At 59.8% G+C, this 25,719-nt stretch carries 22 protein-coding genes; 11 read left to right on the top strand and 11 right to left on the bottom strand.

The annotated features are described in order from the left end of the window. Positions 1–48: 48 nt before the first annotated feature. The 3 genes from H5P28_RS17785 to glmS all read right to left on the bottom strand — a co-directional run bounded on the left by H5P28_RS17785 (position 49) and on the right by glmS (position 3,855). Entirely contained in the window at positions 49–1,005 is a 957-nt protein-coding gene (locus H5P28_RS17785; RefSeq protein ID WP_281398168.1) for an IS30 family transposase, read from the bottom strand. A 123-nt stretch (positions 1,006–1,128) separates the two neighbouring features. After that, the gene (locus tag H5P28_RS17780) at positions 1,129–1,602 is read right to left on the bottom strand and encodes a rolling circle replication-associated protein (RefSeq protein WP_425504485.1); all 474 of its coding nucleotides are present in this window, start codon (positions 1,600–1,602) and stop codon (positions 1,129–1,131) included. 399 nt (positions 1,603–2,001) lie between these two features. Next, positions 2,002–3,855, bottom strand: a complete 1,854-nt coding sequence (glmS, locus tag H5P28_RS17775) for a glutamine--fructose-6-phosphate transaminase (isomerizing) (RefSeq protein ID WP_185677036.1) — start codon at positions 3,853–3,855, stop codon at positions 2,002–2,004. Positions 3,856–4,066: 211 nt separating this feature from the next. On the opposite strand from glmS, the gene H5P28_RS17770 reads away from it, so the two are divergent. From H5P28_RS17770 to H5P28_RS17755, 4 genes are all read left to right on the top strand, one after another. Continuing rightward, the gene (locus H5P28_RS17770; RefSeq protein ID WP_185677035.1) at positions 4,067–5,344 is read left to right on the top strand and encodes a glucose-1-phosphate adenylyltransferase; all 1,278 of its coding nucleotides are present in this window, start codon (positions 4,067–4,069) and stop codon (positions 5,342–5,344) included. Positions 5,345–5,349: 5 nt separating this feature from the next. Beyond that, complete coding sequence (locus H5P28_RS17765) at positions 5,350–5,535, top strand: hypothetical protein (protein ID WP_185677034.1); 186 nt, start codon at positions 5,350–5,352, stop codon at positions 5,533–5,535. A gap of 191 nt (positions 5,536–5,726) precedes the next feature. After that, positions 5,727–6,575: a universal stress protein gene (locus H5P28_RS17760; protein ID WP_185677033.1), complete on the top strand. Its 849-nt coding sequence runs from the start codon at positions 5,727–5,729 to the stop codon at positions 6,573–6,575. A gap of 643 nt (positions 6,576–7,218) precedes the next feature. Beyond that, positions 7,219–9,831, top strand: a complete 2,613-nt coding sequence (locus H5P28_RS17755; RefSeq protein ID WP_185677032.1) for a glycoside hydrolase family 3 C-terminal domain-containing protein — start codon at positions 7,219–7,221, stop codon at positions 9,829–9,831. Between the two features lie 161 nt (positions 9,832–9,992). On the opposite strand, the gene gcvH is transcribed toward H5P28_RS17755, so the two are convergent. Both gcvH and H5P28_RS17745 read right to left on the bottom strand, forming a co-directional pair. After that, entirely contained in the window at positions 9,993–10,373 is a 381-nt protein-coding gene (gene gcvH / locus H5P28_RS17750) for a glycine cleavage system protein GcvH (RefSeq protein ID WP_185677031.1), read from the bottom strand. Positions 10,374–10,492: 119 nt separating this feature from the next. Continuing rightward, complete coding sequence (locus H5P28_RS17745; RefSeq protein ID WP_185677030.1) at positions 10,493–10,996, bottom strand: PEGA domain-containing protein; 504 nt, start codon at positions 10,994–10,996, stop codon at positions 10,493–10,495. Between the two features lie 329 nt (positions 10,997–11,325). Here H5P28_RS17745 and H5P28_RS17740 point away from each other — a divergent pair, with 329 nt between their 5' ends. The 4 genes from H5P28_RS17740 (at position 11,326) to H5P28_RS17725 (ending at position 14,955) form a co-directional block, all read left to right on the top strand. Next, positions 11,326–12,432, top strand: a complete 1,107-nt coding sequence (locus H5P28_RS17740; RefSeq protein ID WP_185677029.1) for a CNNM domain-containing protein — start codon at positions 11,326–11,328, stop codon at positions 12,430–12,432. Between the two features lie 181 nt (positions 12,433–12,613). Then, entirely contained in the window at positions 12,614–13,117 is a 504-nt protein-coding gene (locus H5P28_RS17735) for a hypothetical protein (RefSeq protein ID WP_185677028.1), read from the top strand. A gap of 72 nt (positions 13,118–13,189) precedes the next feature. Further along, positions 13,190–14,047 (top strand): prolipoprotein diacylglyceryl transferase, encoded by an 858-nt coding sequence (gene lgt / locus H5P28_RS17730; protein WP_185677027.1) that lies wholly within the window; start codon positions 13,190–13,192, stop codon positions 14,045–14,047. Between the two features lie 173 nt (positions 14,048–14,220). Beyond that, the gene (locus H5P28_RS17725) at positions 14,221–14,955 is read left to right on the top strand and encodes a class I SAM-dependent methyltransferase (protein WP_185677026.1); all 735 of its coding nucleotides are present in this window, start codon (positions 14,221–14,223) and stop codon (positions 14,953–14,955) included. Positions 14,956–15,166: 211 nt separating this feature from the next. Here the strand turns inward: H5P28_RS17725 and H5P28_RS17720 are convergent, their stop codons facing one another. Both H5P28_RS17720 and speA read right to left on the bottom strand, forming a co-directional pair. After that, positions 15,167–15,721, bottom strand: coding sequence for a hypothetical protein (locus tag H5P28_RS17720; protein WP_185677025.1), 555 nt, complete (start codon positions 15,719–15,721; stop codon positions 15,167–15,169). 219 nt (positions 15,722–15,940) lie between these two features. Beyond that, positions 15,941–17,911, bottom strand: coding sequence for a biosynthetic arginine decarboxylase (gene speA, locus H5P28_RS17715; RefSeq protein WP_185677024.1), 1,971 nt, complete (start codon positions 17,909–17,911; stop codon positions 15,941–15,943). A 313-nt stretch (positions 17,912–18,224) separates the two neighbouring features. On the opposite strand from speA, the gene yajC reads away from it, so the two are divergent. The 3 genes from yajC to recJ are packed head-to-tail and all read left to right on the top strand — an operon-like array spanning position 18,225 to position 22,963. Beyond that, positions 18,225–18,593 carry a preprotein translocase subunit YajC gene (gene yajC, locus H5P28_RS17710; RefSeq protein WP_185677023.1) on the top strand — a complete coding sequence of 123 codons (369 nt, stop codon included), beginning with the start codon at positions 18,225–18,227 and terminating at the stop codon, positions 18,591–18,593. Positions 18,594–18,620: 27 nt separating this feature from the next. Continuing rightward, on the top strand, positions 18,621–21,227 hold the full coding sequence (gene secD, locus H5P28_RS17705) for a protein translocase subunit SecD (protein WP_185677022.1): 2,607 nt from the start codon (positions 18,621–18,623) through the stop codon (positions 21,225–21,227). Between the two features lie 11 nt (positions 21,228–21,238). After that, positions 21,239–22,963: a single-stranded-DNA-specific exonuclease RecJ gene (gene recJ / locus H5P28_RS17700; protein WP_185677021.1), complete on the top strand. Its 1,725-nt coding sequence runs from the start codon at positions 21,239–21,241 to the stop codon at positions 22,961–22,963. A 38-nt stretch (positions 22,964–23,001) separates the two neighbouring features. On the opposite strand, the gene relB is transcribed toward recJ, so the two are convergent. The 4 genes from relB to H5P28_RS17680 all read right to left on the bottom strand — a co-directional run bounded on the left by relB (position 23,002) and on the right by H5P28_RS17680 (position 25,625). Then, positions 23,002–23,208, bottom strand: coding sequence for a type II toxin-antitoxin system RelB family antitoxin (gene relB, locus H5P28_RS17695; protein ID WP_185677020.1), 207 nt, complete (start codon positions 23,206–23,208; stop codon positions 23,002–23,004). A gap of 54 nt (positions 23,209–23,262) precedes the next feature. Beyond that, a complete protein-coding gene (locus tag H5P28_RS17690; protein WP_246456523.1) occupies positions 23,263–23,535 on the bottom strand; it encodes a type II toxin-antitoxin system RelE family toxin in 273 nt (90 codons plus the stop codon). Continuing rightward, complete coding sequence (locus tag H5P28_RS17685) at positions 23,526–23,834, bottom strand: hypothetical protein (RefSeq protein ID WP_185677019.1); 309 nt, start codon at positions 23,832–23,834, stop codon at positions 23,526–23,528. The genes H5P28_RS17690 and H5P28_RS17685 overlap by 10 nt, the downstream gene beginning before the upstream one ends. Before the next feature lie 228 nt (positions 23,835–24,062). After that, positions 24,063–25,625 (bottom strand): glycine--tRNA ligase, encoded by a 1,563-nt coding sequence (locus H5P28_RS17680; protein WP_185677018.1) that lies wholly within the window; start codon positions 25,623–25,625, stop codon positions 24,063–24,065. Positions 25,626–25,719: the final 94 nt, after the last annotated feature.

Genomic DNA, 25,719 nt, shown 5'->3' with positions numbered 1-25,719 from the left:
CGCGGATTCCAACTTCTAAGGAATCATTTTTGTGCTGGGTTGAGGTGGTCAAGCGGCGAAGTGTAGTTTGAGGTTGTTGGGAGAAAGGAAGTGTAGGGTTTTGCGTGGGCGTTGGTTGAGTTGGGCTTCGATGTGGGCGAGCCTAGGCTCGCCCACATCGAGGAAGTTTGTGCCCTTGGGGAAGTATTGTCGGACGAGTCCGTTGAAGTTCTCGACGCCGCCTTTTTCCCATGAGTGGTAGGGCTTGCAAAAGAATCCGGCTGCGCCGAGGGCCTCACTGACGCGCCGGTGTCCGGCGAACTCCAGCCCGTTGTCATAGGTGATGGTGTGCACGCGGTAGCCTTGCAGGACGCCGATAATGGCCTCAGCGGTCTCGTTGGCATCTTTGCTTTGCAGCAGCGCCAGCCGCCCATAGCGGCTCTTGCGCTCGTAAAGACTCAGCAGGTAGCCTCCACCCCGGCAACCGGCGATGAGGTCCGCCTCCCAGTCGCCGTAACGCTCGCGCCGCTGCACGATCGCAGGCCGCAGCTCAATGTCCACGCGGGCCGGGAGCTTGTGGCGGCTGGCTTTGTTCTTGTGCCGGTAGCGGCGTTTGCCGTTGATGCGCAGGTGCCGGTAAAGCGTGCCCCCGCGATCACGGTCAGCCTGGATAAACGTGTAGATGCTCGTACGCGAAGGCGCCGGACGCCCCTGCCGCCGCAGAGCTCCGCTGATCTGCTCGGGGCTGTGCTTGCACTCAATCCGCTCCCGCACGAGGGCCTCCAACTCTCCCTCGATCACGCGGTGACGACGACGCTTGCACTGCTGACGCCCAAGCGCCTTGGCATGCGCTTGTCCAGGACGATACCCGCGCAGCCCCCGATTACGACTCAGCTCCTTGCTGATGCTCGATTGAGAAAACCCCAGAAAATGGGCGATCTCGCGCTGACTCTTTCCGGCTTTACGCATGCGATAAATAATGGGACGATCCTCCACGCGGAGGCGACGGTAGCTTCTTGTTGACATGTTGGTTCTCGCAAACCGCCATGCTTAAGCACCCTCTCGCCCTCCGCACCTTTTTATTCCCTAGATGTTGGCATCCGCCCTCCTTGATATGCTACTCGGAAATGGAAAAGGGGTTTATACCCGTCAATTCCAGTGGAAATTTTCCCAGTCTATCTGATCGGCTTGTCCTTTGAGTTTGGTTATGTAACCTGTCCAGCCTTCGTCGGCCGCCAACCGACTGGACGTTTGGTCATATCCAAAGTGTGTCTTTTTCCATAAAGACTGTGCTTTTAGCGCAAAAATGGCCTGGCCCGCAGTCGAAGAGTATTTATCAGGGCATTGAAGTAAGGCATGAAAGTGCAGACGTTCGTTTTCTGAGTTTTCCATCACTGGTACGACTGATATTCGTTTCCCGAAACGTTGAAAAGCCTTGCCAAATGTCTTCTTATTTAGTATATTCATGAAGTGCCTAAAGTTCTTGCTGGCACGCACTTCGTCTAATTTAAAGCCCCCTGAATGCTGTTTCATCGTTAAGGTGAGAGCTATGCAATTTGAATAGTCTTCTATCCTACTGTTTAGGAATAATCTGGTTGCATTGCGTATACTATCCGAAGTCATTGTTGGGCCCTTTTACTAGTATTTATAGGCCTCGATTCCGGATTTTGGGTTTTTTTGAAAATTTATCGCATTTCTTTATTTTTTACAATTAATTTACAAATGTCCATTTTCCCAATGGATAGCTTTGATTCCTCAAGTCTCTGCTGGCGTGCCTTTAGCTTTTTACGAACAGCGAATACAAGCTCAGGATAGTACCTTTTCCCTGTAGGTGAGGTAATATTCAATCCGTTCAGGTGATCGGCTATTTGACGGTCATTGAGTCCTTGACTATGTAGCTCAATGATAAGTGTTTGGCGACACGTACGCTTGTTCCCGACGTAGTTGACCGACAGTCGCTGGGTCTTGAGCATTGCCGTAAAAGAGATAAGGATTCCCCAATCTCTTTTTGTTATAGGAAATTTACTCCACCGTCACGCTTTTGGCCAGGTTGCGCGGCTTGTCCACGTCGCAGCCGCGTTTGCAGGCGATGTGGTAGGCCAGGAGCTGGAGCGGGATGGTGGCCAGGATGGGCATGACGCAACTGTGGGCCGAGGGGATGCGGATGATGTCGTCCGCCGCCGTCTCGGGGAAGTCCTTGCCCGCGCTGGTGATGGCGATGACGCGGCCCTTGCGGGCGCGGGTTTCCGCGATGTTGGAGAGGACTTTTTGCAGGGTGTCTCCGTGTGGCGAGAGGACGACGCTCGGGCATTGTTCGCTGATGAGGGCGATGGGGCCGTGTTTCATTTCGGCTGCCGGGTAGCCTTCGGCGTGGATGTAGGAAATCTCCTTGAGCTTGAGCGCCCCCTCCAGCGCGATGGGGAACATGCTCTGCCGTCCGAGGAAGAGGAAGTCCTGATGGTCGGCGTAACGCTCGGCGATGGCCTTGATCTTGTCGGCCTGGTCAAGGATCTGGCTGACGAGGCCGGGGACGGACTTGAAAGCCTGGACCATCTCGCGCCCGTCGCCGAAGGACAGGTCGCGCATGCGCCCGAGGTAGAGACTGAGCATGCCCGAGATGAGGAGCTGGGCGGTAAAGGCCTTGGTCGAGGCGACGCCGATCTCAGGGCCGGAGTGCTGGTAAACGCCGCCGTCGGATTCGCGGGCGATGGTCGCGCCGACGCCGTTGGTGATCCCGAGCACGCGGAAGCCCTTGCGCTGGGCCTCGCGAAGCGCTTCGAGGGTGTCAATGGTCTCGCCGCTCTGGCTGACTACGAAAAAGAGGGCGTTTTTGTCCAGCGGGGCGTTGCGGTAGCGGAATTCGCTGGCGTACTCGACTTCGACCGGGATGCGGGCGTAGCGCTCGATCAGGTACTCGGCCACGAGGCAGGCGTGCCAGGCGGTGCCGCAGCCGCAGAAGACGATGCGGTCGATCTGCCGCCACTCGCGGGCGTCGAGGTTGAGCCCGCCGAACTTGGCGGTGGACTCGTCGTCGGAGAAGCGGCCGCGCATGGCGTTTTCGAGCGCCTGGGGCTGCTCGAAGATTTCCTTCTCCATGAAGTGGGTAAAGCTGCCCAGCTCGGCTTCCTCGATCTTCCAGTCGATCTGGTTGATGACCGGGCTGACGGTCTCCTCGCCGATGGTGGTGATGGTAAAGTCGTCGCGGGTGAGGTGGACAATCTGCCCGTCGTCGAGGTAAACGACGTTCTGCGTGCGCCCGACGAAGGCGGCCACGTCGCTGGCGATGAGGTTCTCGCCTTGGCCGACGCCGATGCACAGGGGGGAGCCCTTGCGCGCGCCGACGATCTCGTCCGGCAGCTCGGAGCAGATGACGGCGATGCCGTAGGTGCCCTCGACGTGGAGCAGGCTCTGGCGCACGGCGCTTACCAGCGGGTTGTGGGCAGCGTCGTTTTTGTCGCGGCGGGCGTAGTGGTAGGCGATGAGGTTGGCCAGCGCCTCGGAGTCGGTCTCGGAGCGGAAGGTGGCGCCTTCGCCCTCCAGAAAGGTCCGCAGCGCCTGGTAGTTTTCGATCACGCCGTTGTGGACGAGGGCGATCTTGCCGTCCCAGCTCAGGTGGGGGTGGGCGTTCTCGTCGGTCACACCGCCGTGGGTGGCCCAGCGGGTATGGCTGATGCCCATCCGGGCCTTGGAGGCGCGCTTCTGCGCCAGCCCAGCCAGCACGGCCACCCGGCCGGTCTTTTTGATGACTTCGATGTCGTTGCCCTCGGACAGCGCGAGGCCCGAGGAGTCATAGCCCCGGTATTCGAGGTGCTTGAGTCCTTCGACCAAAATGGAGCTGGCGGCATGCTTGCCGACGTAACCTACGATTCCGCACATATGATAGCTAAAAAGGTTTTAGAGAGAGCCGGCTCGTCCGTTTGGTTCCGCGGTGGCGGACGATTCACTAATTAATTCGGCTGGTCCTCAAAAGAATCTGGAAATCGCCGTTTTTTTCAAGCAATTTGACTGCAAGCCATTTTACCAGCGGAAGTTGACGATCCCGGCTCCGTTCGTATCCATCAAGCCAACCCCTATCTACTGCCCTGCCATGAAGAGAAAAGTCATTTGTGTAATCATGGGTGGCGGACGCGGCACGCGTCTGTACCCCCTCACCCAGGAACGTTGCAAACCGGCTGTGCCTCTGGCGGGCAAATACCGGCTGGTGGACATCCCGATCAGCAATTGCCTGAACTCGGGCTACAACCAGATTCACATCCTCACGCAGTTCAACACCGCCTCGCTGCACAACCACATCCAGTCCTCCTACCAGTTCGACCCCTTTGGCGGCGGTTTCGTGGACATTCTTTCGGCCGAACAGACCGAGAACGGCGAAAACTGGTATCAGGGCACGGCGGACGCCGTGCGCCAGAACCTCCACCACTACGGGGCCAACGACGAAGACCTTTTCCTCATCCTCTCCGGCGACCAGCTTTACCGGATGGACTTCCGCAAGATCGTCGAGCACCACCTGGAGACCAAGGCCGACATCACCATCGCCGCCAAGCCCGTGCTCAAGAGCGAAGTTACCGGCCTGGGCGTGATGAAGGTTTCGGATGACTACACGATCCAGGAATTTGTGGAAAAGCCGACCGATCCCGCCGTGATCGATGGCCTGCTGATCAGCGAGCGCCTGCGCGAATCCCTGAGTGAGTCCAAGGGTAAGGGGGATGTGTGCCTGGCCTCGATGGGGATCTACGTCTTTAGCAAGAAGGTCATGTACGAGGCCCTGCAAACCGACCAGACCGACTTCGGCAAGGAGATCATCCCCAGCCTGCTGGGCAAGAAGAAGCTGGTCAGCTACCTGTTCGACGGGTACTGGGAGGACATCGGGACCGTGCGCTCGTTCTTCGACGCCAACCTGGCGCTGACTGACAATGTGCCGCCCTTCAATTTCTTTGATCCGGAGCGCCCCGTCTATACCCGCGCCCGCTACCTGCCTGCGTCCAAGTTTAATAACTGCCACCTGGACCACGTGCTTTCCGCTGGTGGCGGTCTGGTCGATACCGGCCGTATGCGCCGTGTGGTGCTTGGCGTCCGAGGAGTGGTGCGTGAGAACTGCGACCTGGAAAACGTCGTCATGATGGGGGCGGACTGGATGGAATCCCCCGAGGAGGCCGCCCGGCACCAGTTGCCGCTCGGGATCGGGCGCAACTGCCGCATTCGCAACGCCATCATCGACAAAAACGCCCGCATCGGCGACAACGTCGTGCTCGACCCGGCGGGCAAGCCCGACAACTGGCAAGAGGGTTCGGTTTACGTGCGTGACGGCGTGCTTATCGTGATGAAAAAGGGAGTTGTGCCCAGCGGAACGGTTGTTCAAGCTTAGCCTCCATGCTCTCACTCCTCGCGACAATCGCTCAGCCTTTCGAATTCAATAACCTGCTCGGGCCCCTGATGGCGCTGGGACTCTTTCTCGGCGCCCTCAAGGTGTTCGCCGCAATGGGCCTGCTGCGCCGCCATTTGCAAAAGGAGGAAGACTCTTTCCGCAAGGGGCACCTGCCCCGGCAGGAGGACTGACCTCGGCCCGGTCCCGGATGGGGCTGCGGCGTGCCGGTTTTCTTGAATGTTGATTACAGATCGGGGCTGCCCACGAAGGCCCTTTGACCCGGCGTTGAGGCCATGTCGAAGGTGGTTTCAGGCGTGGAAATGGGGCGGCATATCGTTGCAAAGCACTTGTCTCCTGCGCGTTATTAACTTATCTTACCCCTATGAAGCGATTGCTGTTGTGTACGGATGGATCCGCTTATTCCGGAACGGCTTGCCGTTATGCTGCCTGGGTAGCCGGACGGACCGGAGCGAGGGTGGATATGCTCTACGTCTCGAACCTTCACCAGTATGAGGCTCCGTTCCTGATGGACCTTGGGGCCAGCCTTGGGGCCTCGCCCTATACCGCGGTGATGGGGCAGCTTGACGAGATCGAGAAGCAGAAGGCCGGAATGATCAAGGAGTACGGCCTGAAGATTTTCGCCGATGCGGGAGTGAACTGTCCGGTCGAGTTCCACCATGAGGTCGGCATCCTGGTCGATGCGATTCAGGACTACGAGGAGCAGGAGGCCGGTCTGGTTATCCTGGGCAAGCGCGGTGAGAACGCCGAGGCTGCGATGGAACACCTCGGGCACAACATGGAACGCGTGGTTCGCGCCAGCAAAATGCCCTGCCTCGTAACCAACCGCGAGTACCGCGAGGTCAAACGGGTGGTCTTCGCCTATGACGGCGGGGAAAGTTGCCTCAAGGCCCTCGAATGGATGGCTCAGAGTAAGCTCCTCAAGGGGCTCGAACTGCACCTGATCAGCGTGGGTGAAGGTCACGGTAAGGGTGAGGCTTCGGGCCATCTGGCCAAGGCTGAGCCGAAGCTGCGGGCCGCCGGCTTCGATGTCCACGCCCAGGTGTTGACCGGCAATGTCGAGGATTCGATCGAGGACTACGTGGTGGACGTTGACGCGGACCTGCTGGTCATGGGGGCCTACGGGCACAGCCGCATCCGGCAGTTGCTCATCGGCAGCACGACCAGCGACCTGTTGCGCCGCTGTCGCGTGCCGATCCTGCTTTTCCGCTAGCAAGAGGCTCAAGTACGGTATTCTCTTCGCAGGACTTAGCAACGCTTCTGACGTACCTAGAGAACTTTCGTTTTAATCTGTCGTCTGAGGTGGGGAAATGTCTTGAAGCCTCGCCAGGCGGCTGCGGGCTTCAAGACAGGCCCCATCCGAAGGACTGGCAGATTTTGAGCCTTGGCGGCGTTCCTTTCATGGGGGCAGGGCTGATAGCCCAACCTCCCATGAAAGCGCCTTGCCGGAACTCAAAAGCAGCTCAGCCTCAGGCGACAGATTAAAGCGAAAATGCTCTAGTCTGAAAAGTTCACTGTGGCTACTCGTTTTCGAAGTTTTAAAACATAGCCCTGCTATTGCCTTTGCATGGGTCCGCAGCAGTCACGTTATTCCGTGACTGGACCTGTAATGCCTTCCTTGTTATCCTCAAGAAGCTGTTTCTATATCGTCATGCGAGAATCTGCCCCAGTGCCGCCCTTGCCGTTGCTTAACTTTCAGCCCCTGTGGGGATCCTTTGTGAGAACCGCTCATCATGCTGGAGAGCGCCAAGATTGAATGGGAGGGGACCGGAATCGCCAGAACTCTGATCGTCCCGCGCTATGCTGTTTGGGAGTAGATCAGCGTCACTATTGAGTCAATTTTCAATCAATTTACGATGATTACGACTATACCCTCGTCCTTAAATAAACACGTCAAGCCCTGCGTAGTAATCGCTGCTATGGCATTTGTGGCGAGTTTGGGTCTTGTATCCGGAAAAACCCCAGTTTATAAGGACCCTGACGCCCCCCTCAATGATCGTGTGGATGATTTGTTCGACAGACTGACGGAGGATGAAAAACTATCACTGATGGCGGGTAGTAGTTTCGGTTCGACACCGATTCCACGTCTCGGAGTGCCTTCGATGACGATGGTGGATGCCGGGCAAGGTGTCCGGGGTGGAGCGAAAGAGACGCGTGGACCAGCTACAGCTTTTCCCTCTGGTGTTACCATGGCCTCAAGCTGGGATGCCGAGCTGTTGCGCCGTATTGGGGAGACCTTGGCCGTCGAAACACTGAACAAGGGACCCGGTTCACAAATTCTGCTCGGGCCAGCCATTAATATCCACCGCTCACCGTTGGGCGGACGCAACGGGGAATATTTCAGCGAAGACCCTTACCTGACTGCACTCATGGCTGTGCCCTACATCCGGGGCTTGCAGTCAAACGGCGTGGCAGCCTGCGCCAAGCACTTTGCGGCGAACAACGAGGAAACAGATCGTAGTTTTGTGGATGTCCAGGTCAGTGAGCGGGCTCTGCGTGAAATCTATTTACCAGCTTTCCGGGCCTCCGTGCAGGAAGCGGGTGCCTGGACCGTCATGAGTTCCTACAACAAGGTTAACGGTGTTCAGGCTTCGGAAAATTCTTATCTGCTTACGGATGTCCTTCGGAAAGGTTGGGGCTTTGATGGCGTCGTTATCTCCGATTGGCATGCGGTTCATGATGTCGCTTCGGTGCAGGCTGGGAACAATCTGGAAATGCCGGATGGCAAATACGCCACGCCCGCTGAGATCAAAACCGCTTTACGGAATGGGATTGTCACGCAAGAGGCCATAGACGCCTCGGCCAAGAGCATGCTCAGGACGATTATTCGTGTTGGCTTGCTCGACCATGTGCATGAGCCGGATAACTCCCGCATAAACGCACCTGAACACAGTCAACTGGCCCAGGAAGTCGCAGAAAAAAGCATCGTCTTGCTCAAGAACGAGAGGGGGGTATTGCCCATTGGGCGAAAGAAAGTCCGTTCCATCGCCGTAATCGGCCAGCCAGCCAAGGACCTGATGATTGGCGCCGAGGGCAGCCCCAGGGTAGAGCCGTTTAAAACCGTTCAGATACTCGATGGTATTGAGCAGGAAGCGGGTAATTCCATTAAAGTCCACTACTACCCTTTCCGTCAACCGACATTATTGGCCGGCAACTATGTGAGAGTGCCGGGAACGGACGACTCCGGCTTCAGGGCGGAGTATTTCGAGAATATGAATTATCAGGGGGAGCCTGTTCTGACCCGTGTTGAACCTGAAATCGACTTCGAAGGCATTACTGCCCAAAAGATGGGCATCCCCCTCAAGAGGTATAGCGTCCGATGGACGACGGATCTTTCGGTGCCTGTTTCTGGGGTTTACTATTTCGGCTTTATGGCCGATGACGGTTTCCAGTTGAAAATCGATGGCAAAACCGTGCTCGAGCGCCAGCGTAATTGGGCTTCCCGTGAGCGCTTGATGTTTGTAGACATCCCGCTACAGTCTGGAGAAGTCTATAAGCTTGAGCTCGAATACCTTTACAAGCGGAACAAGATGCTCGCCAGACTCGAGTGGATGCCGCCGGCTCCAGCGGGCGCAACCGAGGCGGTAACTGGTGCGCGAGAGGCTGATATCGCCATCGTATGTGCATCCACGCTGAAAACCGAGGGCGAGGCGATTGATCGCAGTACGATGAACCTTCCGATGGGACAGACTGAACAGATCCGCGCAATTGCCGCAGCTAATCAGAACACCGTGGTGGTCCTGAACAATGGCGGGCCAGTCGACATGTCTGAATGGGTTGATGCTGTCCCGGCCGTGCTCGAAGCCTGGCTTCCGGGCGAAAACGGCGGAGCGGCCATCGCACGCATCCTCTTCGGTGAGGTCAATCCCTCCGGTAAGCTCCCCGTCACACTGGCGCTCAAGCGTAGCGATTACCCGGATTATGGCAATTTTCCAGGGACGGGCGATTACTCGAAAAATGAAAGTGTGGCCAAGTACGAAGAGGGTATCTATGTTGGCTACCGTCACTTTGATAAAGCGGGGATCGAGCCGCTCTTTCCTTTCGGACACGGCTTATCCTATACCACCTTTGATATCGGTGAGATCGCCCTTTCCCAGGCGAGCTTGAAAGCCGATGGCACAGTTGAAGTCCACATTCAGGTGGCCAACACCGGCAACCGTGCCGGAGAAGAGGTGGTGCAACTCTATGTGCACGACCCAAAGCCGCGGGTTGACAAACCCGTTCGCCAACTGAAGGGCTTTAGAAAAGTTGCGCTCAAGCCCGGTGAAATGAAAACCGTGGTCCTTATGCTGTCTCCAAGGGATCTCGCCTATTTTGATGCAGACGGCAAACAGTGGCGTGCCGACGCTGGAAGTTACGAGATACAGGTCGGCACCTCTTCACGTTCGATTCGTCGGATCGTAACACTCGAATTGGAAGAGAGCTGGACGGAAGCCGTCCCACTTTCCAGAAATTTTACCAATATGTGATTTCGGGCGACGGTACGGTATTCGCAGGGATACCCGCAATGAGTGACCGCACGTAAGCATGGAGACGCCCCGGCGCGCAGAGATGCGCTTGTCCCCCCTTCCCGTTCCGTGGAAGGCGACTGTCCAATACTCCTGCAATGAGCTTGCCGGAAAAATGCTGCCTACAGGATCGCTTCGTAGGCGGCGGCGTTGAGGAGCTTGTCCAGCTCGGAGGGATCGCTGACCTTGACCTTGATCATCCAGGCGGCGCCATAGGGGTCGTTGTTGACGGACTCGGGAGCGGCGTCGAGGTCCGGGTTGGACTCGATGATTTCGCCGGAAACGGGCATGTACAGGTCCGAGGCGGCCTTGACCGATTCGACCGCGCCGAAGGTCTCGCCCTGGGCGAAGCTGTCCCCGGCCTGGGGCAGGTCAACGAAGGTGATGTCCCCCAGACTTTCCTGGGCATGATCGGTGATGCCAATCAGGGCCGTTCCGTCCTCCTGGACGAGAATCCATTCGTGGTCTTCGGTGTACTTCAGCTCGCTGGGAATGTCACTCATGGAGGTGAGCGTGGCGCACCGTTGCCCGGCTGGAAAGGTTAAAAATATCCTGACCCCCAGAAATGCGAAACCCGGCCACAAGGGCCGGGTTTCGCGGGGGTATAACAACAAGCAACAACTTACTCTGTATAGAATTCAATGATCTTTTCGACCTTGTACTTGTGCTCGACGGGGTCGATCTGACCGCTTTCGCGCTGCTGGTCAACCACGCTGATCAGTTCAAGCATTTCGCCGTACTGGTCGGCGCTGCGGGAGGTCGGGATCTCGTTCGGGACGAGCTGGACGGAAATGGGGTTGGGGGAGAGGCTCTGGTAGTAGCCGACTTCGTGGAGCAGGCCGAACTGCACCACATCCCGCGAGTTTTCGTTTTCGATCGGGGCGACACTGACGGTCTTGGTGCGATAGCCGTCTTTCTCGACCTCGACGGTGGCGGTGGATTTGCGCCCCAGCTCGACGGTGTACGGGGTCTGACCGACGAGGTCACCGTTTACGTACACGTTAGCTCCGGGGGGGAAGCTCTGCACCTCGACGGCCTCGGGAGAGCCTTTCTCAAAAGTTGAGCAGCCGGTGGCGAAGACTGAAATTAGAAGGGCAGGAACAAGCAGGTTGACTTTTTTGAACATGGCAGAGGGTATCAATAGTGTGGATGGTACGACCGGCTTCCAAGAACGGTCAAGGCTTTTAGCTACTAAGGATTTGTAAAACTGTAAACGGTTAAATGTTTGCTTGCCCGCGACCGGGACTCTTATCTTACTATCACTTGTAACGGCAAAAGGCTGAGAAAAATATTTTTCCCGCCCGCCACCTCTCGATGAAGATGCAATCACGGTTCCAGCACGGAAGGCGACCCAGCCGGGTGGCCAGCGCAACGGCGCGCCCCGATTGCCGCTTCGCACATCATGGACGACGACGATCCTTTTCCTGGTAGCCGCCCCGGAGCGGTTTTCTCGCGATGACTGCGTTCTGGTTGGCAGTCATCTTCACGCTGGGCGTTTCCGCCTTCTGCTCGCTGCTGGAGGCTATGATTCTCAGTACCACCGCGGCCGAGATCGAGACGCTCAAGGCCCGCAACCGGCGCAAGGGCGAGATGCTTGAGACCTTCAAGCAGAACATCGAGGAAACCTCCTCGGCGATCCTCTCGCTCAATACTGTGGCCAACACCCTCGGGGCGACCATCTGCGGCGTGCTCGCGGCCAGCATCTGGGGCAGCGCGAGCCCGACGGCCAAGTACGTCATCCCCCTGGGCATGACCGTGAGCATCCTGCTGCTTTCGGAGATTTTGCCGAAAAACCTCGGCGTGCTTTACCGCCCGGCGATGCAGCCGCACATGGTCATGCCGCTGCACGCGGTTCGCGTGGCGATGCGGCCGATTTCGGGCCTGTGCAGTTGGTTCATCCTGCTCATTGCAGGGCGCAAGAATGTGGAGGAAATCGGCGACGAGGAAATCCGCCTGCTAGCCGAAAAAAGCGCCAAGGAGGGCTCGCTGACCGAGGACGAGAGCCTGATTATTTCCAACGCCCTCAAGCTGGACGAGATCCGCGTCATCGACGAGATGACTCCGCGCACGGTCGTGCTCGCCTTCGATAAGGACGAGACCGTGGGCGAGGTCTTCGCCGAGCACCCGAACGTTCCGTTTGCCCGCATGCCGGTGTACGAGGGCAACATCGACAACATCGTTGGCCTCGTGCGCCGCCGCGACCTGCTCAAGGCCAAGGCCAACGACGAGGACGGCAAGCGGCTGTCCGAGATCATGCACTCCACGATCTTTGTGCAGGAAAACGCCAGTGGCGCGCACGCACTGGAGAAGTTCCTCTCCAGTCATCAGCAGCTCGCGGTGGTGGTGGACGAGTTCGGCTCGACCGCCGGGGTCATCACGATGGAGGACATCATCGAGCACATTCTCGGGCAGGAAATCTTTGAAAAGGACGACATGGCCGTGGACATGCGCGAGCTTGCCCGCCAGCGCCACGAGGACGAGGAGGCCGAGAACGGCCACTCCGCCCCTCAGGAGGCCTCCGACAGTGGGGCTTCGACCGGGAACCGCCAGCATGAGGCGTGACGCCTGCTTGACTCTCGCCCGGCGGGGGCATATCTTGTCCTTGTGCTTTTGGTTCTGGTCCTGCTTGGCTGTGTCGCGCTTTTCCTGACCGGCTGTTGGCTCCTTGCGTATGCCTTTAAGGACGGCTGGCCCTGAACGGCGCCGATCCGTACGATTCTCTTTATCCAACCCTGAAAAACCGATGAAAACGCGTTTCGTTTCCCTCCTGGCCGCGCTTGGGCTGGGAGTAGCCCTCCTGCTGGGAGGTTGCGTCTATGAAGTGCCGTTGGCAGAAGAGGCCAATGTTCCCGTCGATCCCGCTCTCCTTGGCACCTGGACGCTGGTCCAGCCCGATGACCCGGCCAACTCCATCACGGCCGTGGTCTCGCAGCTCTCAGCCACCGAGTACGTGGTGGCCACGACCGGTTATGCCGAGAAAACGCAGTGTTACCGTGCGTGGCCGGTCGAGTTTGACGGTGTGCGCTACCTGCAACTGCAAGGGCTCAACGATGGTACGTTCAAGAAGAACGAAAAAGTCTATCTCCTGGGTAAGCTCGACCGGAACGGCGATCATCTGAATCTGTCCCTGCTGATGTTAAAGGGCGAATTTGCCAATTCCGATGCGCTTCAGCAGGCGTTGCGGGAAAATATCTCCAAGCCGGACACGTTCAGAGAGCTCTACACCGGCGCCCGGCTGAAGCGGTAAATCCAGCCCTTCGAATCTTCCGGCTAAAAGAGTTGGACGCGGGCGCGGGCGGGCGTCATGGTGCTTGGCTTTATGGACGCCGCCGAGCTGCAATATCCGGTCTGCGATTTTGACCCGATCCTGATCCATTTCCCCGAGTGGATGCCCCTGCCGGGCGTGCGCTGGTACGGGTTGGCTTATGTGATGGGCTTCGTCGTGGGGGCGTTGCTGCTGCGCCTGTACTTCAAGCGCGGTCGCTCGCCCCTGAATCCCGAGCAGCAGATGAGCCTGATGACCTACATCATCATCGGCACGCTGGTGGGCGGGCGGCTCGGGTACATGCTGCTCTACACGCCGGGGGCGTTTTTCAGCAACCCGCTCTCGTTCTTCAAAGTCTGGGAGGGGGGCATGGCCAGTCACGGCGGCTTTGTCGGGATTTACCTGGGGGTGCTGCTGTTTTCCAGAAAAGTGGGGCAGAGTTTTTGGAAAATCGCGGACATCACCGTCACCCTGGCCCCGGCGGGCATCCTTTTCGGGCGGGTGGCGAATTTTATCAACGGCGAGTTGTGGGGCAAAATCGCCGAAGTGCCCTGGGCCTTTATTTTTCCCAAAAGCATGCCCGAGGGCACACCGCTGGTGCTGATCCCCCCCCGGCATCCTTCGCAGCTCTATGAGGCGTTTTTCGAGGGGCTGGTCCTGCTGGTTTACCTTCAGGCGCGTTTCTGGCTGACCGACCCGAAAAAGCGCGCCCCCGGCTCCCTGCTGGGCGAATTTTTCATGGTGTACGCGGTGGGCCGGGTCATCAGCGAGCTGTTCCGCGAGCCGGACGAGGGGATCAGCCTGATCCTCGGGCTGAGCCGGGGGACGTTTTACTCGGTGCTGACCTTCGCCTTCGGGCTCGGGGTGGTTCTCTACGCGCAGGCCCGCAAGCGCCGCGCCGCCTCGGTCTAGCGGGGGTGGGGCTGAGCTTGCCGCTTTGGTTTTAATATTTCTGGCCACAGAGCACACAGAGGAGGCACTGAGCGCGCAGAGGCTTTATTCTTTGGATCTCTGAATACCTATTGTGGGGCCGAGGGGACGTAAAAAATAGCAATTAGCCATTTTAACCATTTAGCCATTTACCCATGAGCACACCACTCGACAAAAAATCTACCAACGCGCAGATCAAGGAACGCTTCGACAACGACGTGGAGCGCTTCTCCAACCTCGAAACCGGCCAGCAGGCGGTGATTGACGCCCCGCTCATGCTCGACCTGATTTCGGACCTCGCGCCGAAGATCGTCCCCGGCGCGCGGACGCTGCTGGACATCGGCTGCGGGGCAGGCAACAACACGATTAAAATTTTGCGGTCCCGGCCGGGGCTGGACTGCGACCTGCTCGACCTGAGCGACCGCATGCTGGAGCGGGCCGCCGAGCGGGTCCGGGCCGAGGAATCGGGGGAGGTGCGGACCTTTTGCGGGGACCTGCGCGAACTGGATCTGCCCGCCGGGCATTACGACCTGATCGTGGCCGCCGCCGTGCTCCACCACCTGCGCGACGACGAGGACTGGCTCCGGGCCTTTCAAAAGATCTATGATCTGCTGGCCCCGGGTGGGGCGCTCTTTGTCAGCGACATATTTTTCCACGACGACCCGCAGGTTCACGCCGCCATGTGGGCGCGTTACGGCGACTACCTGCGCTCACTTGGGGGCGAGGAGTACCGGCAAAAGGTGTTCGACTACATCGAGGCCGAGGATTCGCCCCGGGGCATGACGTTTCAAATCGAGCTGCTGCGGCGAGTCGGCTTCGCCCAGGTCGATGTTTTACACAAGAACTCCTGCTTCGGCGCTTACGTGGCCATCAAGCCCAAGGCCGATTAAAGCGACGGCTGGAGAATGTCGCCGATAGGCCCGAGTGCCGGGCACGCTCCGTTTCTGCGGCCCGGATACTTTTTGTTTTTTTAACCGCAGAGGCGCAAAGACGCAGAGGGAGAAATCAAAGAGCGACCTCTCTGTGCACTCAGTGCCTTCTCTGTGTGCTCTGTGGCCAGAAAATAAAAAGCCGAAAGACGTGGTTCGCCCGTTTCCCCGTTCACTCCTCGCCGATGCGGAAGCGGTAGGTTTCGACGGGCTTGGGGGCGGCGTTGAGGGAGATGCGGTAGATCTTGATTTCGCCGTCGATGAGCGATTCGGTGCCGCCAAAGCCGCCGGTGATGCGCTTGGCCTCGAAGGAGACCGGGTCGGCGTACTTGGGGGCCATTTCCAGCGTTTCCGCCGTGACTTTCATGCGCTCGTCGGTGGCGGTGGGGGAGTTGTTGATGAAAATGGTAATGATGGGAGCGCTTCCGTCTGCGGGGGTGTCAATTCTGATGTGAGAAGGTTCCATCGTCTGCCGGATGTTTACCTGAACGGAGACTTCCGCCGGCTTGGGGCCTTCGTTGGTGTAGGCGCAGATACCGCCGTACTCGCCGAGCCAGCCTCCCAGATAGGGGCGCATCTCGCCATCGTTGACGAGGCTGTCGGCGGGTTCGCTGTCGGCGGGCTGGGCCTTGGCCGGGGCCGTTTTGTCGGCGTCAGGCGCGGTCTGGGAAAAAGCGGGGGCAGCCAGCGCCAGAAGCGCGGCCAGGGCGGCGGGGAGGAATTTCATGCCAGCCGGATACCGCATCCGCCCCGCAAAAGCAAGCCCGTCCGTGGAGGGAGGATTTTTGGGGAATTCGTAAATTTATAAATTTACAGGTTCGTAAAGGGACGACGTTTGCAGGTGGGATTCAAATCCACTCGGCATTCAAGCCCACTCAGCGCCCCCGGCCCGCGAATCTACGAACTTACAAATTTCCCAATCTACGGATTTTCCCCAAAAAAAGAATCAACTCCCCTTGCGGCGGCGGCGGGCTTTCTGCTGGCCCGGTGATTTGAGGTAAGTCTTTTCGCCGATGAGGTCGGTGTAGAGGCTGAGCATGCGGACGCCTTCGCGGGGCTTGACCTGGTCGTTGCGGGTGGCGCGGTCGATCTGCTTTTTCATCTGGCGGATGAGGTCCGAGCCCTTGTGCTGGATGAAGCCGAGCACCTCGTCGGTGGTGAAGCCGCTGATGGTTTCCTCGATGTAGTAGCCGTCCTCCTCGTCGTCTTCGAGGAAGACGTGGACCTCGTTGACGCGGCCGAAGAGGTTGTGCAGGTCGCCCATGATGTCCTGATAGGCCCCGACCAGGAACACGCCCAGGTGGTAGGGCTTGCCGGGTTCGAGCGGGTGCAGACGCAGGGACTGCTTGACGTCCTCCAGGTCGATGAACTGGTTCACCTTGCCGTCGGAGTCGCAGGTGATGTCCACCAGCGTGGCCTCGACGGTCGGCTCCTCGTCGAGCCGGTGGATCGGGGCGATGGGAAAGAGCTGGTCCAGTGCCCAGTGGTCGAGCAGGGACTGGAAGACGGAAAAGTTGCACACGTACTGCTCGGCCAGGGTGGCGTTGAGTTCGGCCAGTTCCTCGGGCACGTAGCCGCGCACGCTGGTGGCGGTGCGCAGGCGGCGACAGATTTCCCAGTAGAGGCGCTCGGTCTCGGCGCGGCTTTCCAGGTCGAGGTAGCCGAGGCTGAACAGTGACTGCGCCTCCTCCTTTTTTTGCTGGGCGTCATGAAAACGCTCCAGCGGGGTCCAGTGTTCGTCGCCGTCGAGGATTTCGCGCAAGTCCTTGAGCACTTGCGGCTCGCGGGGCTTGCGTTTGCGCTTGGAGATGTCGGCGGGCTCGTCGTTTTTGGCGATGTTGTCAACCACCTCGACGATCAGGATCGAGTGCAGGGCAACGAGTGCCCGGCCGCTCTCGGTCACGATGTCGGGCACGGGCACCTCGGAGCTTTCGCACACGCTCTTGATGTTGAACACCATGTCGCGGGCGTACTCCTGGAGGGAGTAGTTGGCCGAGCTGTCAAAGTTACTGCGCGAGCCGTCGTAGTCGATCCCGAGGCCGCCGCCGCAGTCCAGGTACTTCATGGGCAGCCCCATGCGGTGCAGTTCGCAGTAGAAGCGGGCGGCTTCGACCACGGCTTTTTTCAAGGTAATGATGCTCGGCACCTGCGAGCCGATGTGGAAATGCACGAGCTGGATAAAATCCTTGAGCCCGGCCCGGCGGAGTTTTTTGACGACCGAGACCAGCTCCGGGGCCGAGAGGCCGAACTTGGCGTGGTCGCCGCTGGAGGTGGACCAGCGGCCCTCGCCGGTGGTGCTGAGCTTGAGGCGCAGGCCGATGATCGGGGTCACACCCGTCTCGCGCGAGAGCTGGATAATCATGTCCGCCTCGGAGGGCTGCTCGATCACGACGACGACTTTTTTGCCCAGGCGGGTGCCGAGCATGGCCAGGCGGATGTAGTCGGCGTCCTTGTAGCCGTTGCACACGAGCAGGGCGTTTTTGGTCTGGAGCATGGCCAGGGCGATGAGCAGCTCGGGCTTGCTCCCGGCCTCCAGGCCGAAGTGCCACGGCTTGCCCGCGTCGAGGATTTCGTCCACGACCTCACGCAACTGGTTGACCTTGATCGGGAAGACCCCCTGATAGCGCCCCTCATACTGTTCGGCCTCGATGGCGGCGCCAAAGGCCTCGTTCAGCTCGACGACCCGCCGCCGCAGTAAATCCTGCACGCGGATGGTCAGCGGGGCCGAGAGGCCCATCTGGCGGGCCTCTTCGAGCACGTCCGTCAGGCGGATCTTGCGCGCGTCAGCCATGGGGTGGACGCAGAGCGCCCCGTCGGGATCGACGGAGAAGTGTCCCTTTCCCCAGCGTGAAAAGCCGTAGTAGGCGTCGGCCGATGAGGCCGACCAGTTATCCTGCTCACCGTTTTGCAAGCCCATCCGCTAGTGCAATTTCTCCGGCGAATCAAGGCCGCAGGCACTCGGAAGTGTAAACTTCCGGTTTCGGCGGGGCCGGGGAGTGACAGAATCCGTCCCGCCAATCCCGTCCCGCGCCTGTGCTGCTGCGGTGCGTGAAGGTCGCCGGGCGTGCGGGGCGGGGGAGCAGGCGCGGTTCGTCTCTATCGTCGCGGCTTCGTCCGTTCCGGCTGCGGGGGCGTTTGGCCATTGGCCGGGAGAGGCCGGAGGGCTTGACAATCCTCTTGCCTTTTGGGGGGCGCTGCTCTTACCTCGACGGTTTTCCTGAATTTAAATCATGAGCACAACCGCATTTATTACCGCACTTGCCCAGGCGGCCACCGATCAACCCGGCGGCGGCATGGGGGGTACCTTTCTGATTCTCATTCTGATGTTCGGCGGGATGTACTTTCTGGTCATCGCCCCGCAGCGCAAGAAGCAGAAGGAGCACCAGAAGCGCATCGAAGCCCTCAAGATCGGCGACCGCATCGTGACCAACGGAGGGCTCTACGCCACCATCTCCAACGTCAAGAGCGACCGCCTTGTGATCAAGCTGGTGGACGGCACCAAGGCTGAACTGGCCAAGAACTTCGTCACCAGCGTGCTGGCCCCCGGCGACGAGGGCAAGGACATCCAGCCGACCGTCCCGGCCGAGCAGGCCAAGTAAGAAAACGCTCCGCCACCTTCTTTCCCCATGAAAAGTTCCATCATCTGGAAACTGATCCTCAGCGTTGTTATCGTCGGTTGGGCCGTGCTCAACCTCCTCCCGATGGAGGACAAGGACTTTGACGAGTTCATCCTGACCCGCGCCACCGCCAACCAGGCCGACTACCAGGCCTTTCTTGAGCGGGCCGAGGAGCGGGTGAACGACACCACGCCGCTGTTTCTGGCGATCAAGGAACAGGCCAAGGCCGAGAAGGTGGACCTCTACCACAAGTTCTACCCGGATGTTGACCTCGTGCTGGTCAAGAATCAGGACAAGCGCAACGACGTCATCATGAACGTCCTCTACGAGGAGTCCCGCGGCAAGCTCCGCAAGGGCCTCGATCTGGCCGGGGGCGTGGCCTTCACGCTCAAGCTCAAGGACCAGCCCGAGAACGATCAGGTCGCCAGCGCCCAGCTCAAGGAGGCCGTCCGCATCATGGAGAGCCGTGTCAACGGCCTGGGCGTGGCCGAGCCGATCATCCGCCCGGTCGGTAATAACCAGATCGAAGTCCAACTGCCCGGACTCGACCTGGAAAAGAACCCCGAAGCCGCCGACGCACTCAAGAAACCGGCCCACCTGGAGTTCCGCCTCGTGCACCGCGACATCGTGCCCGGTCCCGGCGTGCAGGCTCCGCTCGGCTTCGAGGAGATGGTCATCGAAGACACCGACCGCGAGGGCAACCCGATTGAGGAGCATTACTTTGTCAAAATCATCCCCGAGGCCACCGGCGAAATCGTGGACCGTGCCTTCCCGATCCAGGGCCAGTACGGTGGCTACGAGATTCTCCTTAACATGACCAGCGACGGCGGCGATGTCTTCGCGGACATGACCCGCAAGATTGCGGCCGAGGACAAGGCCCGCAACGCCCTTGGCTCGGGCAAGATGGCCATCGTGCTCGACGGCAAGCTCTACAGCGCCCTCGGCCTGAACAACGGCCAGCCCATCACCGGCGGCTCCGCCCGCATCACCGGCACCTTTACCCAGCTTGAGGCCCAGGAACTGGCCAATGTCCTCAACAACCCGCTCAAGTTCGAACTGGAGGTGGGTGAAAAGTACGTCGTCAGCCCGACGCTGGCCGCCGACGCCCGCGACTCCTCCATCGAGGCCGCCCTGCTGGGTGCCGGAGCGGTCGTGGTCTTCATGATCCTTTACTACCTGCTGGCGGGTATCGTCTCGGTCGCATCGGTCGGACTGTCCGTCATCGTCGTGCTCGGCGTTCTCATGAGCGTCGGGGGCACCCTGACCCTGCCGGGGGTGGCCGCGCTCGTGCTCACCATCGGGATGGCCGTGGACGCGAACATCCTCATCTTCGAGCGTATGCGCGAAGAGCTTTCGGCGGGCAAGAACATGAAAAACGCCCTCGCCGGCGGTTATGCCAAGGCCTTTTCGACCATTATTGACGCGAACATCACCACGCTGTTGACCGCCGCCATCCTGATCTGGCTCGGGGCTGGTCCGGTCAAGGGCTTCGGGGTGACGCTGGCCATCGGTATCGGCGCCTCCATGTTCGGTGCGCTGGTGGTGAGCCGCTTCATGCTGGAAATACTTGTCAGCCTGAATCTGCTCAAGTCGGTTTCGCCCTTCAGCCTGCTGGAAAAGGCGAAGTTCACTTTCCTGGCCTACCGCCGTCCGGCCTTCATCTGCTCGTGGCTGATCGTGCTGGCCGGGGTGGTTGTTATTTGGACGCACCGCGAGCACATTCTCGGGATCGACTTCCGGGGCGGCGTCGAAGTGACGATGGATTTCGAGCAGGCCAGCAAGCCAGGCCTGACCGAGATCGAGCAGTTGGCCGATGCCAATCCCGATCTGGGCGAAATCCAGCCCGGCTACCTCAGCATGCTCGGCAGCGATAAGGAACGGCTTAAGCTCCAGGTGGACCTGGAGGAAGGGCGCGTTGACCAGGTGGTTGCCGCCATGCAAAAAGCTTTCCCCGATGCGCAACTGGTCAAGGTCAGCGAGAGCGCGGTCGGGGCGACCGTCAGCGACGAAATTACCTTCAACGCCATTCTCTCGATCCTGGTTTCATTGGCCGGTATCCTCCTGTACGTGGCGCTGCGCTTCGAACTCGGTTACGGGGTCGGGGCCGTGGTTTCGACTGTCCACGACGTGCTCATGTCGATCGGGATCTTTGTCATCGTGGGGCAGTTTTTCGGGATTGGCAGCGGGCAGTTTACCGCCCCGATGGTGGCGGCGATCCTCATGATCGTCGGTTACTCGATCAACGACACCATCGTCGTCTTCGACCGTATCCGTGAGGAGCTGGACCTGCGCCCGGACATGACGCTGTTCGATGTCTGCAACTACGCTATCAACCGCACCCTCTCGCGTACCCTGCTGACCTCCGTCACCACCCTGCTGGCGGCGCTCGCGCTGTACATCTTTGGAGCGGGCGTGGTCACGGACTTCGCGCTGATCTTCATCATCGGGATTATCACCGGTACGTTCTCGTCGATCTTCATCGCCAGCCCGGTCTTCTACTGGTGGCACAAAGGCAACCGCAAGCACGTGACCGAACGCCACCTGACGCGCCCGACCTACGAGTGGGAAACGACCACCCGCCGGGCCCGCGACGCCGAGTCCGAGGCCAAGTCCTGATCCCCTTGTCCATGCGCTGGTCTTTCACCCCGCCTCCGGAATCGGCAGTGCGCCTGCTGCGTTCGGAGCACGGGGTGGACGGCGTGCTGGCCGCGCTCCTGGCCGCCCGGCTGGAGCGGACCGGACCGTCCGCCGCCTTCCTTGATCCGCGCCTGCGCCACCTGCGCGACCCCGAGGAGTTGAGCTTCATCTCCGAGGCGGTCGAGCGGCTGCTGGTCGCAATTCGGGAGGGCGAGGACATTCTCGTCATCGGCGACTACGATGTGGACGGCATGACCAGCACCGCGCTGCTGGTCAGCATGCTGCGTCACTTCGGGGCCGATCCGGTTTACCGGGTTCCCCGGCGGCTGGAGGAGGGATACGGCCTGAGCGAGTCCATGCTCGACCGCGTCCTGACCGGTACCCCGCCGGACCTGCTGGTGGCGCTGGACTGCGGCACCAATTCCGTGGCCGAGGTGGCCCGCCTGCGGGCCCGGGGGATTGACGTTATCATCGTCGATCACCACGAGTCCAAGGAAGCCGTTCCCGCCGACTGCCTGCTGGTCAACCCGAAGCTCTACCCCGGCCCCGGCGACGAGGCCGCCCGCGAATTGTGCACCGCCGGGTTGGTCTTCAAGCTCGTGCACGCGCTGGTCAAGCGCCTGCGCCAGCTCAACGACCCGCGCGCCTTCGACCTCAAGCTCAAGTATTCGCTCGACCTGGTGGCGCTGGGCACGATCTCGGACCTCGTCCCCCTGCGCGGCGAGAACCGCATCTTTGCCCGCGAAGGGCTGCAACAGCTCGCCTCGGGCCGCCGGACCGGTCTGTCCGCGCTGCTGGAGGTTTCGGGGCTGGTCAAGGAGCACCCGATCTGTGCCGCCGACGTTGCCTACCGCCTCGGGCCGCGCCTCAATGCCGGAGGCCGTCTGGCCGACGCCGCCCTGCCGGTGGAAATGCTTTTAAGCGAATCACGGGGCCGTGCCGTTGCCGCCGCCACCGAACTCGACGCGCTCAACCGCGAACGCCAGGCCATCGAGCGCGATGTTTTCGACGCCGCCGTGGCGGATTTTTCCGAGGAGAATATTCCCGCCGGGCTCGTCGCCGCCGGGGCCGACTGGCACCCGGGGGTGGTCGGGATTGTCGCTGGCCGTCTGGCCCGCCGCTTTTACCGGCCCGCCATTGTCCTGAGTCAGGACGGCGACCTGCTGCGCGGCTCGGGCCGGAGCATCCCCGAAGTAGATTTGCAGGAGATTTTGCACGGTTGCGACGGCCTGCTGGAGGAGTGGGGCGGCCACCGCATGGCGGTGGGCATCACCCTCGCCAAAGACCGCCTGCCGGAGTTCCGGGCCGCCTTTAATGAGGCCGTGGGTAAGCTTTTTTCCGAAGCCCCGCCCGAGCCCAGTCTGACCATCGACGCCTGGATCAAGCCCGGCGACCTCGGCGAGCGCCTGCTGGGCGAACTCGACCGCCTCCGCCCCTACGGGCAGGAAAACCCCGAGCCCGTGCTCGGCCTCAAGGGTGCGGTCCTTTCGCGCCGCCCGGAAGTCTTTGCCCAAAAGCACCTGCGCTTCGAACTGACCGGCGGCAACGGCCGCCAGATCAAGGGCATCGCCTGGAACGGGGCCACCAATCCGCCCCCCACCGGCCAGCCCATCGACCTTGCCGTCCGCTTCACCTGGAACGTCTGGAACGGCCACCGCTCCCCCCGGCTGGAACTGGTGGACTGGCGGCGGGTTACACCCGCTGGAGCAGTATAAAGAGGACTCGGCACCTGGCCTCCTCTTCTGGGCAAGTATTATAGACTGAGTTGGCGCTTGGCCTCTTCAAGGGAAAATATTTGACTTGGCTCTTTTAAGCGTTCGGTCGCTTCGCGGATGTCGTCCAAATCTTCCAAGTGCTGGAGAAGCGCTTCGCGGGCATATTCGTCTACCGTACGGCCTGATTTCTTGGCAAGACGCTGCAATTGCGCTTCGGCTCTGGAATTAAGTTGTACGGTCAACATACATAAAAAATCGCACGAAATTGGACTTTCTGCAAGCTGGATTTACTGGGATGGCTAGCCGTAGATGTTTCGACGGTGTCCGACCTTTATGATTAGAACCATCATCTCGTCGTCCTTGATTTGGCTGATAATACGATAATCACCGACGCGGTAGCGCCAGAGCCCCTTCAGCCCACCTTTGAGGGGTTTGCCAAAGCGTCTAGGATCCGTGTCTGTTGCCATTCTTTTTTCCAGATAACTGAAGATACGCTCTGCTGCAGGTGTTCCTAACTTCTCTAGGTCGCTGATAGCTCGCTTATCGATGTGGTATTTCCACCTCATTGCCATGCTTTCTCTTCGCAGGTATCTGTTGGCTTTGTGTCGTAGGCTTCTGCCGCCAATTCAATAGCACGCAATAGGGGGGTAGTATCTATCTTTAAACGATCATTAACTTCTTCGATCGTTATGAGGCCATTTTGAGATAATCTTTTTAAGCTTTCAGATGTCTCTTTGATGCTGAGGCCTGATACATAAGCGACATATTCGATGCTTGGGACAGCGTTTTTATCGGGGCGGATATAGTCAATTACCGCCAATAGCACCGACATGTCTTGGAGCGCACCATCCCAAGTCAGTATGCGGTGCATGCATCGTATCAGCTTCTTAGGGAAAGGTACGTGTCCCTCAGATAATGTTGGAATGCTCCACTTTGCTATGTGGGTATCATGCAACTGATATTGTGGGATTTTGGGGCGGTAAAGGTGTTTGATATCTCGGGCCACATCTAACAAATTAGATGTAAAATGCACAATGTCAACACTAAATCTGTGGCAAGTCAGATGGGGTTAGCTGGTAAGGAAGGGGTTGCCTTTTCCTTACCCGTCGATCTTCTCGGAGAGGTAGTTGAACAACTCGTCTTCGGAGAGGCGGATCTGCTGGGTGGTGTCGCGGTCGCGGACGGTGACGCCGGTGCCCTGCTCGATGGTATCGAAGTCCACCGTGACGCAGAAGGGCGTGCCGATCTCGTCCTGGCGGCGGTAGCGGCGGCCGATGGCCCCGGACACGTCCCAGAAGACATTCCAGCGGTTTTGCAGGCGCTCGTAGAGTTTGCGGGCGTGCTCGACCAGCTCGGGCTTGTTCTTGACCAGCGGGAAGACGGCGACCTTGTAGGGGGCGATGCGCGGATGGAACTTCATCACGCTGCGCTTTTCGGGCGTGCCCTTGTCGTTGGGGATCTCGTCCTCGCAGTAGGCGGCCGCGAGCACGGCCAGGAAGGTCCGGTCCACGCCGAGCGAAGGCTCGATCACGTGCGGGATGTACTTCTGTTTCTGCTGCTCGTCGAAGTACTCCATCGACTTGCCGGAGTGCTCCTGATGCTGGGTCAGGTCGAAGTCGCCGCGGCAGGCGATGCCCCACAGCTCCTGCACCCCGTGCGGGAAGCGGAAGGTCAGGTCGGTCGTGCCCTTGGAGTAGTGGGAAAGCTTGTGGGCGGGGTGGACATCCTCGCCGATGCCCTCGCGGGGCAGGCCGATGGAGACGAGCCAGTCAATGCACTTGTCAATCCACTCGCGGTGGAGAGTCTTCCAGTCGGCGTCGGGCTGGATGAAGTATTCGATCTCCATCTGCTCGAATTCACGCGAGCGGAAGAGGAAGTTGCGCGGGGTGATCTCGTTGCGGAAGGCCTTGCCGACCTGGGCGATGCCGAAGGGCACCTTGACCCGGCCCGTGTCCACGATGTTGCGGTAATTGGCAAAAATCCCCTGAGCGGTTTCGGGGCGCAGGTAGGCGGTGGCGGACTTGTCTGCCAGCGGGCCGACCTTCGTCTCGAACATGAGGTTAAAGTCGCGCGGCTCGGTCAGGGTGCCGGCGGTGGTCGCGTCGGGGCCGAAGGCGGCTTCGCGCTGCTCGGCGGTGGACTCGGTGAACTCGATCACGGCGGCACCGTCGGCAGGGGCGGCCCGGACCTTGCCCTCGGCCTGCTTGCCCAGGAGGCGGGCGACCTTGGAGGCGCGCTCGGCCAGGGCGGTGTTCATGTCGTCGGCTTCCACTACGACGACGAAGTGGTTCATGGCGTCACCCTCCCCGTCGGGCGTGAAGGTGAACTCCTGGAAAAAGAGCTGGTCGGCACGGTAGCGCAGCTTGGTCTCCTTACAGTCCACCATCGGGTCGGAGAAGCCGCCGACGTGGCCGGAGGCGACCCAGATCTTCGGGTGCATGATGATGGTGGAGTCGAGGCCGACGATGTCGTCGCGGCGGTGGACGAAGTCCTTCCACCAGGCCTGCTTGATGTTGTTCTTCACCTCGACGCCGAGCGGCCCGAAGTCGAAAAAGCCGTTGTAGCCGCCGTAGATGTCCGAAGACGGGAAAACGAAACCGCGCCGTTTGCACAGGGCGATCAGGGTGTCCATCGTGGGGGTGGAGGCGTTATCGGTGGCCATAAGCGGACCAGCATGAAAGCCCGGCCCGCCGGGTCAAGTCTCATCGGCCTTCGGAGTTGGGAGGGTTGCGGGCCTTCTTTTTTGCATATGCAGA

Source organism: Ruficoccus amylovorans, assembly GCF_014230085.1.
GTDB lineage: Bacteria > Verrucomicrobiota > Verrucomicrobiia > Opitutales > Cerasicoccaceae > Ruficoccus > Ruficoccus amylovorans.
Note: the sequence above shows the minus strand (reverse complement) of the source record. Positions and strands in the feature narration are given on the sequence as shown.

Excerpts from the sequence above, each read along its gene's own strand:
- H5P28_RS17785 (WP_281398168.1), bottom strand. The coding sequence starts at position 1,005 with ATGTCAACAAGAAGCTACCGTCGCCTCCGCGTGGAGGATCGTCCCATT.
- H5P28_RS17780 (WP_425504485.1), bottom strand. The coding sequence starts at position 1,602 with ATGACTTCGGATAGTATACGCAATGCAACCAGATTATTCCTAAACAGT.
- glmS (WP_185677036.1), bottom strand. The coding sequence starts at position 3,855 with ATGTGCGGAATCGTAGGTTACGTCGGCAAGCATGCCGCCAGCTCCATT.
- H5P28_RS17770 (WP_185677035.1), top strand. The coding sequence starts at position 4,067 with ATGAAGAGAAAAGTCATTTGTGTAATCATGGGTGGCGGACGCGGCACG.
- H5P28_RS17765 (WP_185677034.1), top strand. The coding sequence starts at position 5,350 with ATGCTCTCACTCCTCGCGACAATCGCTCAGCCTTTCGAATTCAATAAC.
- H5P28_RS17760 (WP_185677033.1), top strand. The coding sequence starts at position 5,727 with ATGAAGCGATTGCTGTTGTGTACGGATGGATCCGCTTATTCCGGAACG.
- H5P28_RS17755 (WP_185677032.1), top strand. The coding sequence starts at position 7,219 with ATGATTACGACTATACCCTCGTCCTTAAATAAACACGTCAAGCCCTGC.
- gcvH (WP_185677031.1), bottom strand. The coding sequence starts at position 10,373 with ATGAGTGACATTCCCAGCGAGCTGAAGTACACCGAAGACCACGAATGG.
- H5P28_RS17745 (WP_185677030.1), bottom strand. The coding sequence starts at position 10,996 with ATGTTCAAAAAAGTCAACCTGCTTGTTCCTGCCCTTCTAATTTCAGTC.
- H5P28_RS17740 (WP_185677029.1), top strand. The coding sequence starts at position 11,326 with ATGACTGCGTTCTGGTTGGCAGTCATCTTCACGCTGGGCGTTTCCGCC.
- H5P28_RS17735 (WP_185677028.1), top strand. The coding sequence starts at position 12,614 with ATGAAAACGCGTTTCGTTTCCCTCCTGGCCGCGCTTGGGCTGGGAGTA.
- lgt (WP_185677027.1), top strand. The coding sequence starts at position 13,190 with ATGGACGCCGCCGAGCTGCAATATCCGGTCTGCGATTTTGACCCGATC.
- H5P28_RS17725 (WP_185677026.1), top strand. The coding sequence starts at position 14,221 with ATGAGCACACCACTCGACAAAAAATCTACCAACGCGCAGATCAAGGAA.
- H5P28_RS17720 (WP_185677025.1), bottom strand. The coding sequence starts at position 15,721 with ATGAAATTCCTCCCCGCCGCCCTGGCCGCGCTTCTGGCGCTGGCTGCC.
- speA (WP_185677024.1), bottom strand. The coding sequence starts at position 17,911 with ATGGGCTTGCAAAACGGTGAGCAGGATAACTGGTCGGCCTCATCGGCC.
- yajC (WP_185677023.1), top strand. The coding sequence starts at position 18,225 with ATGAGCACAACCGCATTTATTACCGCACTTGCCCAGGCGGCCACCGAT.
- secD (WP_185677022.1), top strand. The coding sequence starts at position 18,621 with ATGAAAAGTTCCATCATCTGGAAACTGATCCTCAGCGTTGTTATCGTC.
- recJ (WP_185677021.1), top strand. The coding sequence starts at position 21,239 with ATGCGCTGGTCTTTCACCCCGCCTCCGGAATCGGCAGTGCGCCTGCTG.
- relB (WP_185677020.1), bottom strand. The coding sequence starts at position 23,208 with ATGTTGACCGTACAACTTAATTCCAGAGCCGAAGCGCAATTGCAGCGT.
- H5P28_RS17690 (WP_246456523.1), bottom strand. The coding sequence starts at position 23,535 with ATGGCAATGAGGTGGAAATACCACATCGATAAGCGAGCTATCAGCGAC.
- H5P28_RS17685 (WP_185677019.1), bottom strand. The coding sequence starts at position 23,834 with ATGCACCGCATACTGACTTGGGATGGTGCGCTCCAAGACATGTCGGTG.
- H5P28_RS17680 (WP_185677018.1), bottom strand. The coding sequence starts at position 25,625 with ATGGCCACCGATAACGCCTCCACCCCCACGATGGACACCCTGATCGCC.